This is a genomic window from Actinocorallia sp. B10E7, assembly GCF_039871655.1.
Classification (GTDB): Bacteria; Actinomycetota; Actinomycetes; order Streptosporangiales; family Streptosporangiaceae; genus Actinocorallia.
This window is the reverse complement of sequence record NZ_JBDPLZ010000002.1, coordinates 642650-657394: the sequence shown is the minus strand read 5'-3', so window position 1 is coordinate 657394 and position 14745 is coordinate 642650. Positions and strand designations below refer to the sequence as shown.

Here is a 14745-nt window from a genome sequence, read left to right as displayed (position 1 = left end):
CTCAAGGTCTCCGGAACGTTACAGACCTCACTTCAAAGTTACGCTGACCCGACGTCTCGGTGAAGGGACGGAAGGGTCCGGCATGGGGCTGTAACGCCCGCTCTCCGCGATCCAGTCCAGCTGGGCGCGGGGCACCGCCAGCAGGGCGTCGACCACCCGGCCGGCCGGCTCGCGCAGGGACGGATCCAGCCCGCGCCAGGCGGATTCCGCGGTGAGGTCCTCGGCGGCCTCGGCCACCCGGGCGAGCCCCTCCTCGATGCGCTCGCTCACCCAGGCGACCGCCGTCAGCGGCTCCAGCTCCAGCTCCCTCGCCGCCAGCGCGACGTAGTTGCACAGCTCGCCCCGGCCGTGTTCGTGCGGGTAGGAGGCGACGTCGTTGCACCATGCCGTGACATCGTTGACCCCGTCGAAGAGCCGACGCCAGGAACGGGTGCGGATCAGCTCCTCGGGCAGTTCGGCCCCCAGGACCGGCTCGGCCAGGTCCAGCATGAACGGGCCGTTGGTGCGGCGGCGCAGCCGCGGATAGTCCTCCAGCGAGGGGAGCACCCCGGTGCGGCGGCCGACCGCCTCGTCCGCGCAGCCCTGCCGGTGCCACTCCAGATGGGTGCGGAACCGGCGGCGCCACTCGCCGCCCATCCCCTCGGACGTCTCCCGCCACAGCTCGGCCAGCACGATCTCCAGCGGGCCGGCCCCGGCGCGGGGCGCGCCCCGGCGCACCGCCCGCGCCATCTCCTCGTAGAGGGCGTCCACCGCGGTCGCCGAGCCGCCGAACGGGGTCTCGTCGCGCAGGTCGTCGAAGGCGAACAACCAGATCAGCCATTTGGTGGACAAGGTGACCCGGGAGACCGGGGCGTCCGGGAAGACCCGGCAGGCCAGCCGCTCGAACCGGCCGCGGCCCAGCCGCGAGGTGTCGGCGTCGCCGATCACCAGCCCCCTCGACCTGGCCCAGGCGGCGGTCTCCTCCCCGACCGCCCACAGCCCCTCGTGGACCCGGCAGGGGGCGGCCAGAGAGGGGACCCGCCAGGTCAGGGGCGACAGCAGCTCGGAGGTCAGCATGCGCTCACGTTAGGTGAGCGCCGCCGCGGCTTCCGGGTACTCCGGGTCAAAGTCCGGTCATGATGGGCTCCACCAGAGCCGCCGTGCCGTGGCCCGGCACCCAGGTGCAGGCCCCGCCCACCGCCACGACCCGGCCGGTGTCCAGCACCCGGCGGAGCGCCTTGCCCACCTTCTTGCGCGACGGGCCCCCGGGCGCGGGGTACAGCAGGCCCGGCAGCTCCTCGCCGTCGATGACGTCGAAGTCCACATGAAGGTAGATCGGTCCATCGGGCAGCACCGGCTCGTCCACCTCGGCCACCTCGCAGCGGATGATCTCGGCGCCGGCCAGGTACTCGGCCTCCGGCGGGTCCAGGTCGCGGGCGTCCACCAGGACGACCCGCTGCTCGGGCACCGGCTCCAGGCCCAGCAGATCGGCGATCACCTCGGGGTTGGCCCCCACCAGCAGGCGCAGCGGCATACCGCCCAGATAACCCGACAGGGTGCTCTGCGGGGTGTGGACGTCTCCGTGGGCGTCGAACCAGACGATGGAGGGGCTGATCCCGGCGCGCTGCAGGCCGGCCACCACGGCCAGCGAGGTGGTGCAGTCGCCCGAGACGACGACCGGCCTGTCCCCCTCGCCCACCAGCTTGGCCACCGAGTCCGCGACCGTGTCGTAGAGCACCGCCATCCGCCGCCAGTGCCCGGCCTCGGGGAGCAGCAGCGTGATGGTCTCGTCGGCCTCGACCGGCGCCTCGAAGTCCGGCAGCCGCTCGTCAAGGTGATAGGGCACACAGATAACGCTCACGGGATGAAGGTATCCCGGAACTGTGCGATCGTTCGAGGACTTCGACCCTGGACGGGCCACTACCCAGGTCGCACCCGGCGGGTAGGTTTGTAACGCTGGGGAAACACCCACAAGGCAGACTGGCGGCAAGGCCCGGTGTGGCGGCTGATCAGCCTCGACTCCGGTTCATAGGCTCGTAAGGAGAATGGCATTGGACCGTCAGCAGGAGTTCGTGCTCCGGACCCTCGAGGAGCGGGACATCCGGTTCATCAGGCTCTGGTTCACCGACGTCCTGGGCTTCCTGAAGTCCGTGGCCGTCGCTCCGGCCGAACTGGAGGGCGCCTTCGCCGAGGGCATCGGCTTCGACGGCTCGTCGATCCAGGGTTTCGCCCGGGTCCATGAGGCCGACATGCTGGCCAAGCCCGACCCCTCGACCTTCCAGGTGCTGCCGTGGCGGGCGGAGGCCCCCGGTGTGGCCCGGATGTTCTGCGACATCCTGATGCCGGACGGCACCCCCTCCTTCGCCGACCCCAGGTACGTGCTGAAGCGCACCCTGGGCAAGGCCGCGGACCTGGGGTTCACCTTCTACACCCACCCTGAGATCGAGTTCTTCCTGCTCAAGAGCCTCCCCTCCGCGGGGGAGCCGCCCGAGCCGGTCGACCAGGCGGGTTACTTCGACCACACCCCGCACTCGACGGCGCACGACTTCCGCCGCAACGCGATCACCATGCTGGAGTCGATGGGCATCTCGGTGGAGTACAGCCACCACGAGGGCGCCCCCGGCCAGCAGGAGATCGACCTGCGGTACGCCGACGCGCTCACCACCGCCGACAACATCATGACCTTCCGCCTGGTCATGAAGGAGGTCGCGCTGGAGCAGGGCGTCTGGGCCTCGTTCATGCCCAAGCCGTTCACCGAGTACCCGGGCTCGGGCATGCACACCCACATGTCGCTGTTCGAAGGCGACCGCAACGCCTTCTACGAGCCGGGCGCCGAGTACCAGCTCTCCAAGGTCGGCCGCGCCTTCATCGCGGGCCTGCTCAAGCACGCGCCGGAGATCACCGCGGTCTGCAACCAGTGGGTCAACTCCTACAAGCGCCTGTGGGGCGGCCCCGGTTCGGCCGCCGGGCAGGGCGGCGAGGCCCCGTCCTACGTCTGCTGGGGCCACAACAACCGCTCGGCGTTGATCCGCGTGCCCATGTACAAGCCGCAGAAGGGCCACGCCACCCGGATCGAGTTCCGTTCGCTCGACAGCTCCTGCAACCCCTACCTGGCCTTCGCCGCCATCCTGGGCGCCGGCCTGAAGGGCATCGAGGAGGGCTACGAGCTGCCCGCGGGCGCCGAGGACGACGTGTGGGCGCTGACCCCGGCCGAGCGCCGGGTACTGGGCATCCAGCCGCTGCCCCAGTCCCTCGACGAGGCGATCCGCGCGATGGAGCGCTCCGAGCTGCTCGCGGACGTCCTAGGCGAGCACGTCTTCGACTTCTTCCTGCGCAACAAGCGCGCGGAGTGGGAGGACTACCGCCGCCAGGTGACCGAGTACGAGCGCAGGCGCTACATCGAGGTGCTCTGACACGTCCCCGCCGGCACCGGGCGTCCCGCGGACCCGGCGGGCCGAGGGGAGTGGCCCAGGCCACTCCCCTCGGCCGGGGAGTTCCCCGGACTCTGATCTAAGGCCTGTCTCGAAGTCCGGTCGCAGGCGGATCGGTGGATGTGCCGGTGAAGGATTCGAGCTCGGTTTCACCGGATAGTGGCGACAATTTTGGTGACTCTCTGCGTTCTGTCGGTCGCTCATGGCAGGATCCGGGGTCATGCAGACCACCGTTGCCACCAGGCCGGGGCCGCCGGATGCCTCCGGCGGCCCCGAGAGTGGTGTGCGCCGCACGCGGGGTGCGAACAAGGCTGCGGCGTGGCGGTGGGACGGCCCGGTCAGCGCGTGGTTCCGGTTGTGGGGGCGGGCGTGCGCCGTCTTCACCCCCGGCATGCTGAAGACGGCGCTGGCCGCCGAATGCGCCGCAGTCGGCGGCAGGCTGGGGCGGGCGGCCACGTTCAGCACCGCGCTGTCCCAGCACTGCCTGTGCGGGCAGAGGACACCCAAGACCCTTAAGCAGCGGGTGCACCGCTGCCCGTCCTGCGGGCTGGTCGCCGATCGGGACCTGGTCTCGGCCGCGCTCGGCGCGTTCGTCACCTGGACCGATCCGGCCGACCCCAAGACCGCGTCGGTCGACTTCTCTTCTTCCCGGCACGCGTTGGGCGTGTTCGGGCCGGGGCTGCAAGGAGCCCTGGCCGAGTCAACCGCCACCCGCACCCGCACCGCCCCAACAGGCGGCGGGAGGCGAGGCGGCAGCCGCCCCGAAGGGGAGGCCTCTGCTCGGCCGCATCCGGAACGCCCCAGGCGCCGACCCCGGACCGGGACCCACCACGGATCCCACCGGACAGACGCCACCGGGCACCGGACTGTCTCGACTTCGAAACAGGCCTTAGGCTGGTCGGCGTGGCACGTCTACGCATCGCTCTCGCCCAGGTGAATCCCACGGTCGGCGACCTCGGCGGGAACGCCGAGCTCGTCGTCTCCGGAGCCCGTCGCGCCCTGGAGGCCGGCGCGGATCTGGCGGCCTTCCCGGAAATGGTGCTGACCGGTTATCCGGTGGAGGACCTGGCGCTGCGCGGGTCCTTCGCGGAGGCCTCCCGCAGGTGCCTGGTCGAGCTGGCCGCCCGGCTGGCCGCCGAGGGCCTGGGCGAGCTGCCCGTGGCCGTCGGCTACCTCGACCGCAGGGAGACCGCCGCGGCCGGGCAGCCCCCCGGTGCCCCCGAGAACTCACTCGCCTGGCTGCACCGGGGTGAGGTGCTGCTGCGCTCGGCCAAGCACCACCTGCCCAACTACGGGGTCTTCGACGAGTTCCGGTACTTCGTGCCGGGCGACCGGCTGCCGGTCGTCCGGATCGCCGGGGTGGACGTCGCCTCCGCCATCTGCGAGGACCTGTGGCAGGACGGCGGGCCGGTCAGCGCCACGGCCAAGGCCCGCGCCGGGCTGCTACTGGTGATCAACGGCTCGCCCTACGAGCGCAGCAAGGACGACGTGCGGCTGGAGCTGTGCGCCCGCCGCGCCCGGGAGGCCGGCTGCGCGCTGGCCTACGTCAACATGGTCGGCGGCCAGGACGAGCTCGTCTTCGACGGCGACTCCCTCGTCGTCGACGCCTCCGGGAGGCTGCTGGCCCGCGCCCCCCGGTTCACCGAGGACCTGCTGATCGCCGACCTCGACCTGCCCGAGGCCGACTCCTCGCTGGGCGAGGGCTCCTTCCCGCTGGACGCAGGGGACGGCACCACGATCACCGTCGAGCGCAGGTTCGTCTCCGACGGGCCCCGGCGGGACGGCCCCGCCGAGCCCGCGCCGCTGGCCGAACCGCTCGACGACGCCGCCGAGGTGTACGGCGCCCTCGTCACCGGGGTGCGCGACTACGTCCGCAAGAACGGCTTCCGCTCGGTGATCCTCGGCCTGTCCGGCGGCATCGACTCGGCGCTGGTGGCCGCCATCGCCGCCGACGCGCTGGGCCCCGAGAAGGTCCACGTGGTGCTCATGCCCTCCCGCTACTCCAGCGACCATTCGGTGAGCGACGCCGAGGAGCTGGTCAAGCGCCAGGGCCTGCACGCCCGGACCCTGCCCATCCGCGACCTGGTGGAGGCCTACGAGCGGGAGCTGGAGCTGACCGGCCTGGCGGCCGAGAACCTTCAGGCCCGCATCCGCGGCAACCTGCTCATGGGCCTGTCCAACCAGCACGGCCACCTGGTGCTGACCACCGGCAACAAGAGCGAGCTCGCCGTCGGGTACTCCACCCTCTACGGCGACAGCGCCGGCGGCTTCGGCCCGATCAAGGACCTCACCAAGACCCTGGTGTGGGAGCTGTCGCGCTGGCGCAACACCCAGATGGGCCCCGGCCCGTTCCTGGCCGCGCTGGGCCCCGAGCCGATCCCGGTGGCGATCATCGAGAAGGAGCCGTCCGCCGAGCTGCGCCCCGACCAGCGGGACGTCGACTCCCTGCCGCCGTACGAGGTCCTCGACCGGCTGCTGGACGACTACGTCGAGCGGGACCTGGGCCACGACGAGCTGGTCGCGGCCGGCCACGACCCGGCCCTGGTCGAGCGCGTCATCCTGCTGGTCGACCGGGCCGAGTACAAGCGGCGCCAGTACCCGCCGGGCCCGAAGATCACCGGCAAGAACTTCGGACGCGACCGCCGCCTGCCCATCACGTCCCGTTGGCGCGAAAAACACTGAAACACGACGTTCGGCCAGCTATGATCATCGCTCCCTGACCGATGGGAGTTCCCATGGCGACGCCGCCCGGCCGGCAGGATCCGCGCGATCCGCGCCTCGCGCCAGGACAGTACGGCGGACAGTACCCCTCGCAGGCCCACCACCCGGCCTATGACCCCTACGGCCCGCACGACCGGTACTACTACGCCGCGCCCCCCTGGGGGCCGCCTGACGCGCCGCCGGGCTACTTCGCCGTGGCCCATCTCGGCAAACGACTCCTGGCCAGGGTCATCGACGTCCTCATCGCGGCCGTCACGGCGGTCGCCCTGATCGTCCCGATCATGGTGACCGCCCAGAAGCGGGACCCCGAGATGGAGACCGCCGTGGGGAACCTGGCCGTCGCCTCCCTCTTCCTGATCGTCTTCGGCGGGTACTTCCTCTACGACGGCGTCCAGAACGCGTTGTGGTCCCGCACCCTGGGCAAACGCCTCATGCGCCTGCGGGTGGCTTCCGTCGACGCCCCCCATCTGCCGCTGTCGCGGGGCAGGGCCTTCGGCCGCGCCGCCCTCTACCCGATGGGTTTCGGGTTCCTGGGCATGCTGCCGCTGATCGGCCTGATCACCACGATCAACTCCTTCTCGCCGCTGTGGGACAGGCCCAAGCGTCAGGCCTGGCACGACAAGCTCGCCAAGACCGTCGTCCTGAACGACGCCCGCCGCTGAACTCCCTCAGTCCTGGGGCAGCCGCGGCAGCGGGAACTCGTCGGTGTGGTGGTACTGGCCCGGCCACTGCTCGCTGAAGTCGGTGTCGTCCGGGTCGGTGCCCGGCAGCGGCAGGTCGCACCAGACGACCTTGCCCAGGGCGGTCCTGCGGGTGCCCCAGCGGCGGGCGAACTCGCTGACCACCAGCAGGCCCCGCCCGCCCTCGTCGTCGTCCGCGGCGCGGCGCAGCCTCGGCAGCGCCGCCGAACGGTCCATCACCTCGATGACCAGGGTGCGTTCGCGCAGCAGCCGCAGCTCCAGCGCGCCCGGCGAGTACCGCACCGCGTTGGTGACCAGCTCGGACGCCAGCAGCTCGGCGGTGTAGGACAGCTCGGCCAGACCCCACTCCTCCAGCTGGGCGCGCACCAGGCCGCGGGCGCGGCGCACGGCCGCCGGGTCGTTGGGCAGCGTCCACGACTCGTGGGTGTCGGACGGCAGCCGCCGCAGCCGGGCGATGAGCAGCGCGATGTCGTCGCGGTGGTGGTCGTCGTAGACGCCGGCCAGGCAGGCCTTGGCCAGGTCCTCCATCGGGCGCTCCAGCGCGGACGCGTCGAAGATCCCGCGCAGCCGGGCCAGCCCGTCGTCGATGTCGCGGCCCCGGCTCTCGACCAGGCCGTCGGTGTAGATGACGAACATGCTGCCGTCCTCGACGGCGAACTCGCGGCTCTCGATCGGGTTGCCGCCGACCACGCCCAGCGGCGGGGCGTCGGGCAGGTCGAGGTACTCGGTGGTGCCGTCGGCGCGCAGCAGCAGCGGCGGCAGGTGCCCCGCCGAGGCGATCTCCAGCAGGCCGCTGATGGCGTCGTAGACCCCGTAGACGCAGGTCGCGAAGTGCGGTTCCTGCTCGCCGAGCTCGGTCATCAGCTCGTGCAGGATGTGCAGGGCGTCGGCCGGCGGGTAGTCCAGGTTGGCCAGCGTGTGCAGCGCCGTGCGCAGCCGCCCCATGGTGACGGCGGCCTTGACGCCGTGGCCCGCGACGTCGCCGACGATCAGCGCGACCCGGCCGCCGGGCAGCGCGATCGACTCGTACCAGTCGCCGCCGACCTCGACCAGCTTGCTGCCGGGCAGGTAGCGGTGCCTGACCTCGACCGAGGACGGGTGGGACAGCCGGTTGGGCAGCAGGCTGCGCTGCAGGGTGAGGGCGGTGGCCCGCTCCCGGCTGAAGCGGCGGGCGTTGTCGATGACGATGGCGGCGCGGGAGGCGAACTCCATGCCGATCTCGACGTCGTAGGCGTCGAACCGGCGGAAGCCCGCGGTCCTGGTGCAGATCATCATCCCGAGCAGGGAGCCCTGGGCGATCAGCGGCAGCATCACCATCGAGACGTCGCTCAGCAGCTCCTTCACCGGGTCGCGGCGCCAGGCCGCGGCGATCTCGGTGGCCTGCTCCTCGGTGATCTGCCGCAGGTGCACGGCCTCCCTGCGGTCCAGGCAGTCGCGGTAGGGGGTGTCGGGCGGGTAGACCAGCACCTCGCCGGTGGGGAACGTCGACGCCCAGTCCAGGTCGTGGTTGTCGGTGGCCAGCGCGATCCGGCGCAGCACCGCCGAGCCGCCGGCCGCTCCGGGCGACTCGTCGGCGGCGACCAGGCTCTCCAGTACCACGATCGCCGCGACGTTGCAGTAGTGCGGCACGACGACGTTCGCCAGCTCGCGGGCGCACTGGTCGAGGTCGAGGTTGGCGCCGAAGCGGGTGAGCGGGTCGTCGAACAGGGCGCGGCGCACCTGCACCGGGTCCTGGAAGCGCTCGGCCGACGGCAGCGCGATCTTGATGTGCGCCAGCGCGGCCAGGTCCGTCCCGCCGATCATCGGCTGGATCGTCACCACGGCCTCGCCGGGGCCGCGCATCCGCCAGACCGCGGTGCGCTCCTGCCCCTCGGCGACCGCCGCGAGGAGGCCCTCGAGTTGCTCCGCGCCCTCTTCGATCAGCTCGGCCAGCGGGGTGCCCAGCAGTTCCGCGGGCTCCAGCGCCAGCACCGAGGCCGCGTTGCGGCCCGACTGGACGATCCTGCCGTCGGCGTCGAGGCCGAGGACCAGGGTCCTGGACGCCGAATCCGGAATGGACGCAGTGGCCTTTCGCGCCATCGCGGTTCTCACGTCTGCCGCTCCCGCCGCCGTCCGCCTGTCGAGTCCTGCGCTCAAGTATGGGGTACCGAAGCGTTTCGTGCGTGGTTACCCACCCAAGAGCGGTCGCCGCGCGGCGAGTCCGGCCGGCCCTTCCGGCGGGGTCCGCCCGTGTCCGGCCCGGCACCGGGAGTGAGATTTCCTTCACCTTTGGACAAAAAGCTGGGAATGGGGACCCTTCCCCTGCCGTTGAGTTGGTGGGATCATCGATCCCGTCCGGGTACGCCGAAGGGGCGCCTCGAGACTGGAGGTAGATCAAGCATGTCCACAGCGCAGGACCGGTCGACCATGCTCTATGGCGGCCAGGGAACCCGGCGGATCACCGTACGCGACATCGCAGCGGCCAAGGCCCGCGGCGAGAAGTGGCCGATGCTCACCGCCTACGACGCGCTCACCGCACGGATCTTCGACGAGGCGGGCATCCCCGTCCTGCTCGTCGGCGACTCCGCCGCCATGGTCGTCTACGGATACGACTCCACCGTCCCGGTGACGGTCGACGACCTCCTCCCGCTCACCGCCGCGGTCGTGCGCGGCTCCAAGCGCGCACTGGTCGTCGCCGACCTCCCGTTCGGCTCCTACCAGGGCTCGGTCGAGCAGGCCCTGGCCACCGCCACCCGCTTCCTCAAGGAGACCGGCGCTCACGCGGTCAAGCTGGAGGGCGGCCGCCGGGTGCTGCCGCAGGCCGAGGCCATGGTCGCGGCCGGCATCCCGGTGATGGGCCACCTCGGGCTGACCCCGCAGTCGGTCAACGTCTTCGGCGGCTACCGGGTCCAGGGCCGCGGCGAGGCCGGCGAGCAGCTGCTGCAGGACGCCAAGGCGCTGGAGGCCGCGGGCGCCTTCTCCGTGGTGCTGGAGTGCGTGCCCGAGGACCTCGCGGAGCGGGTCACCACCTCGCTCTCGATCCCGACCATCGGCATCGGCGCGGGTGCGGCGACCGACGCCCAGGTGCTCGTCTGGCAGGACATGGCCGGGCTGGTCCCGCACACCGCCAAGTTCGTGAAGAAGTACGCCGCGGTCGGCGACATGCTCTCCGAGGCCGCCCGCTCCTACGCCGAGGAGGTCGTCGGCGGCGCCTTCCCGGCTCCGGAGCACTCCTACCACTGATCTCTCCCTCCCGCCCCCTGGAGGAGAAAAGGAACGGCCCCGGCTCTCGCCGGGGCCGTTCCGCCTCTGTTCGGATCCGTGCGGTGGTCCGTCGGCTCACACGTCGGTGACGCGGATGCCGGCGTGGGCCTTGTAGCGGCGGTTGATGGAGATGAGGTTGGCGGTGAAGGCCTCGATCTGGTGGGCGTTGCGCAGCCGCCCGCCGTAGATCCCGCGGACGCCGGGGATCCGCGAGGCCAGGGCCTGGACGAGGTCGGTCGCCTCCCGGTCGTCGCCCAGCACCAGCACGTCCAGGTCGATCTCGTCGACCTGGGGGTCGAGCAGCAGCACGGCCGACACGTGGTGGAAGGCGGCCACGACGCGGCTGTCGGTGAGGATGGCCTCCGCCTGCTGGGCGGCGCTGCCCTCCTCGACCGGCAGGGCGTAGGCGCCCTTCTTGTCGAAGCCCATCGGGTTCACGCAGTCCACCACGATCTTCCCGGCCAGCTCGGACTTCAGCGACTCGAGGGTCGCCTGGTGCCCGCCCCAGGGAACCGCGATGATCACGATGTCGGACTCGGTGGCGCAGGCCGCGTTGTCGAGGCCGCGCACCCCTTCGCCGAGTTCCGCCGCCGCCTCCTGGGCGCGGTCGGCGGCCCGCGAACCGATGATCACCTGGTGCCCGGCGAGGGCGAACCGGCGGGCCAGGCCCTTGCCCTGGTCCCCGGTTCCGCCCAGGATGCCGATGGTCAGGCCGCTCACGTCAGGGAGATCGCTCATGTTCGTGATCCTGCCAGGTGCGTCCGAACGGGATTCCATCGACCCTGCCCGTGGCGATCCCCGGGCGGAGGCGGGCCCGCTGCGTCAGGATGGGAGCCATGGACGCCGGTCAAGTGACACTGCTGCGGGAGCTGCTCTCCTCCACCGAGCTCATGGCCGACACCCGGAGGTTCGCCCGGACCCTGCGCTCCTCGGCGCGGGAGGACCTGCTGCTGCTGGGCACCCCCGAGGACGAGCCCTGGCATCTGGCCGCCCACCTGGACGACGAGAGCCGCTTCGTCCCCGAGCTCAAGCCCACCCTGGTGCGCTGGGACCCTCCGCCGGGCGCGCCCGCGCACCTGTCGGTCGGGCTCGACCGCCTCGCCGACGCCCGGCGCGGCGAGGCATTGTTCGTGGTCTCGCCCGAGCGGGCGCCCGACCCGCTGCTGGAGCGGGTGGACGACGCCCGGCGCACCGGAGCGGTGATCCTCGCCCTGGACGGCGGGGACCGGGAGCTGACCGGGCTGGCGCACGAGGCGCTGACGGTCCGGCCCAGCGGCCTGGTCACGTTCGACCAGGCGCAGCACCTGGTGAGCGCCGCGGCCGCCGAGGAGAGCCCCCGACGCGGACTGCGGGAGCGGCTGGCGCGGCTGCTGGACGCCGTCAGCGGGCCTCAGCTCTCCTGAGAGTCCCACTCCTCGTTGCGCTCCTGCGCGGTGGTCAGGGCGAACCGTGCGGCCTCCTCGGAGTCATAGGGGCCCATCCGGACCCTGTCGGGGCAGCCGGGCCCCTGCTCCACCTTCATGTGCCGCAGACAGAAAAACCAGTGTCCCTCATCAGACATGATCACTCCTCCTGTACGAATTCCTGCCCTGATCCGGGCATCTAAACTCTCATTCCATGACGACGACGTATCTCACGCCCGGCAAGGTCTCGCCCCCGCGCAAGGTCCCGGCGAACATCGAGCGGCCCGAGTACGTCGGGAAGAGGTCCCCCAGGACGGGCGAGCCCGATGTCAAGACGCCCGAGATCATCGAGGCCATGCGGGTGGCCGGCCGGATCGCCGGGCAGGCCCTGGCCGAGGTCGGCGCGGCCGTGCGTCCGGGGATCACCACCGACGAGCTCGACCGGATCGGCCACGAGTTCCTCCTCGACCACGGCGCCTACCCCTCCACCCTGGGGTACCGGGGCTTCCCCAAGTCGCTGTGCACCTCGATCAACGAGGTGATCTGCCACGGCATCCCCGATGACACCGTCCTGCGCGACGGCGACATCGTCAACGTCGACATCACCGCCTTCGTCGGCGGGGTCCACGGCGACACCGACGCCACGTTCCTGGTCGGCGACGTCGAGGAGGAGTCACGCCTGCTGGTGGAGCGCACCCGCGAGGCCATGATGCGCGGTATCAAGGCGGTCCGCCCGGGCCGCGCCGTCAACGTGATCGGCCGGGTGATCGAGGCCTACGCCCGCCGTTTCGGCTACGGAGTGGTGCGCGACTTCACCGGCCACGGCATCGGCACCACGTTCCACTCCGGGCTGGTCATACCGCACTACGACGACCCGCACGCCACCACGCTCATCGAGACGGGCATGACCTTCACCATCGAGCCCATGCTCACCCTGGGCACCCACGACTACGACATGTGGGACGACGGCTGGACGGTGGTGACCCGGGACCGCAGGCGCACCGCCCAGTTCGAGCACACCATCCTGGTGACGGAGACGGGCGCGGAGATCCTCACCCTGCCGTAACAATCCCGTACGAACAGCGCGGCGGCCGCGATTCCGGCGGGCGGGCGGGTGATAATCCGCCCGTGCTGACCTCCGAGGCGCGTGCCGCATGATGGGCCCCACCCACGCCCTGTCGGGCGCGGTGGCCTGGCTGGCCGCCGTGCCGCTGATCCAGGACGCCGGGCTGCTGCAGGGCTACGCGGTGCAGCTGTCCGCCGGGCAGATCGCGGCCGGGACCGTGGTGTGCGCCGGAGCCGCGATGCTGCCCGACGTCGACCACCATGACGGCACCATCGCCAACACCTTCGGGATCTTCAGCCGGGGGCTCTGCAAGGTCGTCTCCAAGGTCTCGGGCGGGCACCGGCAGGCCACCCACTCGATCCTCTTCGCGCTGGGCGCCGGATACGGGGCCGACTGGCTGGCCACCCACCACGAGCGGATCTGGTGGGTGCTGCTGTTCCTGCTCGTCGGGCTCGGCCTGCGCGGCCTGGGCGTCGGGACCGGCTCCAGCGACGCCTTCACCGGGGTGCTCAACGCGCTGGCCGCGGCGGGGCTCGTCTACTGGATGCACGACGTCGACATGACGTGGGCGGGCTACGCCGTCGCGCTGGGCTGCGTCGTCCATGTGGCCGGCGACTGCTGCACCCCGCGCGGCTGCCCGGTGCTGTGGCCGGCGCCCTGGCGGCTGGGGGTGCCGCTGATCCCGCGGACGAACGGCAGGGCGGAGAAGTGGGTGATCACTCCGCTCCTCACCCTGGGAGCGGTGATCCTCGCCGTCCGCACCGCGATGGGCGACGAGATCACGAGCTGGCTGGAGAGCAAGGCCTGAGCGGGCCCGCCCGGCGGGCCCGCCGCCCTCGACTCAGTCCTTGAGGGTCGTCGAGTGGAGGGTGCCGTCCACCTTCTGGGTCTCGTCGGAGCAGCTGCACTGACCACAGCCCGGCAGAATGTCCATACCTTTACCGTCTCTTCCGTTTTATCCTGATACGGCATTTTCGAGCGTACGCCGTTCCGCCGGAGAAGGTCAGTGCCACGGCCGTGCAAATCTCCGGTCGAGAGGGAACGCTCTCCTCCCCGCCACTTCCGGGATGCCGTCTATGAGGCCGCCAGCGGGGGAACAGAACGTTCGTGAGGAAACGAGAGCTCTGCGCGGCGGCGCTGGCCGCCGCACTGTTGACCGGATGCACCGGAGGCGGCGGCGAGAACGGCACGACGACGCGGACCGCTTCTCCGGGGCAGGCGACCGCCGCGGCCGGGCTGGAGGACGCCTACACGCGGATCGTCGCCGCCGCGCTGCCGTCCGTCGTCCAGATCAACACCGACCAGGGCGAGGGGTCGGGTGTCGTCTACGACGCCGACGGCCACATCGTGACCAACGCGCACGTAGTGGCCGGGGCCCGCACCTTCCAGGTGGTGCCCTCCAGCGGCGGCAACCCGCTGAACGCCCGGCTGGTCGGCTCCTTCAACGCCGGAGACCTGGCCGTCGTGAAGGTGGACGGAGCGAACCTCCCCCCGGCGACCTTCGGCGACTCCGCCCAACTGAAGGTGGGGCAGATCGTCCTGGCCATGGGCAGTCCGCTGGGCCTGTCGGGCAGCGTCACCAACGGCATCGTCTCGGCGACCGGCCGGACGGTGACCGGCCGGCGGCAGGGCTCCTTCCCCGGTGCCACCATCTCCGACGCGGTGCAGACCAACGCGGCCATCAACCCCGGCAACAGCGGCGGCGCACTGGTCACCCTGAACAACGAGGTCGTCGGCATCCCCACACTGGCCGCGGGCACCGGCGAGGGCTCCCCGGCCCCGGGCATCGGATTCGCCATCCCCAGCAACACCGTCCGCACCATCGCGCCCCAGCTGATCTCCTCCGGCAAGGTCACCAGCTCCGGACGGGCCGCGCTGAACGTCACGATCGCCCAGACCTTCAACATCACCACCGGCGAGCCCGGCGGGGTCGCGGTCGTCTCGGTGGCCGAGGGCGGCGCGGCGGACGCGGCGGACCTGCGCAAGGGCGACGTCATCACCGAGGTCAACGGACGGGCGACCCCGACCACCACCGCGCTCGCCGAGGTCCTGGCCGGTCTGAACGTGGGCCAGACCGTACCGGTGAAGATCCGTCGGGATGGAGCGGAGCAGACCGTGCAGGTGAAGCTCGGCGAACTACCCGGAGGTTGATTTTTCTCACTCATCCCTCGAACCACCACGCGAACGGCGGCGTCGGTGAA

The 14745-nt window shown here is 71.4% G+C and carries 14 protein-coding genes; 9 read left to right on the top strand and 5 right to left on the bottom strand.

All coding sequences use genetic code 11. The annotated features are described in order from the left end of the window. Positions 1–27: 27 nt before the first annotated feature. On the bottom strand, positions 28–1056 hold the full coding sequence (locus tag ABGB12_RS08145) for a terpene synthase family protein (RefSeq protein WP_347675653.1): 1029 nt from the start codon (positions 1054–1056) through the stop codon (positions 28–30). Between the two features lie 46 nt (positions 1057–1102). After that, positions 1103–1825: an arginase family protein gene (locus ABGB12_RS08140; protein WP_347675652.1), complete on the bottom strand. Its 723-nt coding sequence runs from the start codon at positions 1823–1825 to the stop codon at positions 1103–1105. Positions 1826–2030: 205 nt separating this feature from the next. On the opposite strand from ABGB12_RS08140, the gene ABGB12_RS08135 reads away from it, so the two are divergent. From ABGB12_RS08135 to ABGB12_RS08120, 4 genes are all read left to right on the top strand, one after another. After that, positions 2031–3392, top strand: a complete 1362-nt coding sequence (locus ABGB12_RS08135) for a glutamine synthetase family protein (RefSeq protein WP_347676110.1) — start codon at positions 2031–2033, stop codon at positions 3390–3392. 238 nt (positions 3393–3630) lie between these two features. After that, positions 3631–4347 (top strand): zinc ribbon domain-containing protein, encoded by a 717-nt coding sequence (locus tag ABGB12_RS08130; protein WP_347675651.1) that lies wholly within the window; start codon positions 3631–3633, stop codon positions 4345–4347. Further along, positions 4314–6092, top strand: coding sequence for an NAD+ synthase (locus ABGB12_RS08125; RefSeq protein WP_347675650.1), 1779 nt, complete (start codon positions 4314–4316; stop codon positions 6090–6092). Before ABGB12_RS08130 ends, ABGB12_RS08125 begins: the two co-directional genes overlap by 34 nt. Before the next feature lie 53 nt (positions 6093–6145). After that, positions 6146–6793, top strand: a complete 648-nt coding sequence (locus ABGB12_RS08120) for an RDD family protein (protein WP_347675649.1) — start codon at positions 6146–6148, stop codon at positions 6791–6793. A gap of 6 nt (positions 6794–6799) precedes the next feature. On the opposite strand, the gene ABGB12_RS08115 is transcribed toward ABGB12_RS08120, so the two are convergent. After that, complete coding sequence (locus ABGB12_RS08115; RefSeq protein ID WP_347675648.1) at positions 6800–8923, bottom strand: SpoIIE family protein phosphatase; 2124 nt, start codon at positions 8921–8923, stop codon at positions 6800–6802. 288 nt (positions 8924–9211) lie between these two features. On the opposite strand from ABGB12_RS08115, the gene panB reads away from it, so the two are divergent. Further along, positions 9212–10054, top strand: coding sequence for a 3-methyl-2-oxobutanoate hydroxymethyltransferase (gene panB / locus ABGB12_RS08110; protein WP_347675647.1), 843 nt, complete (start codon positions 9212–9214; stop codon positions 10052–10054). A gap of 96 nt (positions 10055–10150) precedes the next feature. On the opposite strand, the gene npdG is transcribed toward panB, so the two are convergent. After that, positions 10151–10813: an NADPH-dependent F420 reductase gene (gene npdG, locus ABGB12_RS08105; protein ID WP_347675646.1), complete on the bottom strand. Its 663-nt coding sequence runs from the start codon at positions 10811–10813 to the stop codon at positions 10151–10153. Between the two features lie 98 nt (positions 10814–10911). On the opposite strand from npdG, the gene ABGB12_RS08100 reads away from it, so the two are divergent. Beyond that, a complete protein-coding gene (locus ABGB12_RS08100; protein ID WP_347675645.1) occupies positions 10912–11478 on the top strand; it encodes a hypothetical protein in 567 nt (188 codons plus the stop codon). On the opposite strand, the gene ABGB12_RS08095 is transcribed toward ABGB12_RS08100, so the two are convergent. Further along, complete coding sequence (locus ABGB12_RS08095; protein WP_347675644.1) at positions 11466–11636, bottom strand: hypothetical protein; 171 nt, start codon at positions 11634–11636, stop codon at positions 11466–11468. The genes ABGB12_RS08100 and ABGB12_RS08095 overlap by 13 nt on opposite strands. A 56-nt stretch (positions 11637–11692) precedes the next feature. Between ABGB12_RS08095 and map the strand changes: the two genes are divergently transcribed. The 3 genes from map (at position 11693) to ABGB12_RS08080 (ending at position 14695) form a co-directional block, all read left to right on the top strand. Beyond that, positions 11693–12544 (top strand): type I methionyl aminopeptidase, encoded by an 852-nt coding sequence (gene map / locus ABGB12_RS08090; protein ID WP_347675643.1) that lies wholly within the window; start codon positions 11693–11695, stop codon positions 12542–12544. A gap of 88 nt (positions 12545–12632) precedes the next feature. Then, positions 12633–13352: a metal-dependent hydrolase gene (locus ABGB12_RS08085; RefSeq protein ID WP_347675642.1), complete on the top strand. Its 720-nt coding sequence runs from the start codon at positions 12633–12635 to the stop codon at positions 13350–13352. 299 nt (positions 13353–13651) lie between these two features. Next, entirely contained in the window at positions 13652–14695 is a 1044-nt protein-coding gene (locus ABGB12_RS08080) for a trypsin-like peptidase domain-containing protein (RefSeq protein ID WP_347675641.1), read from the top strand. Positions 14696–14745 lie beyond the last annotated feature (50 nt).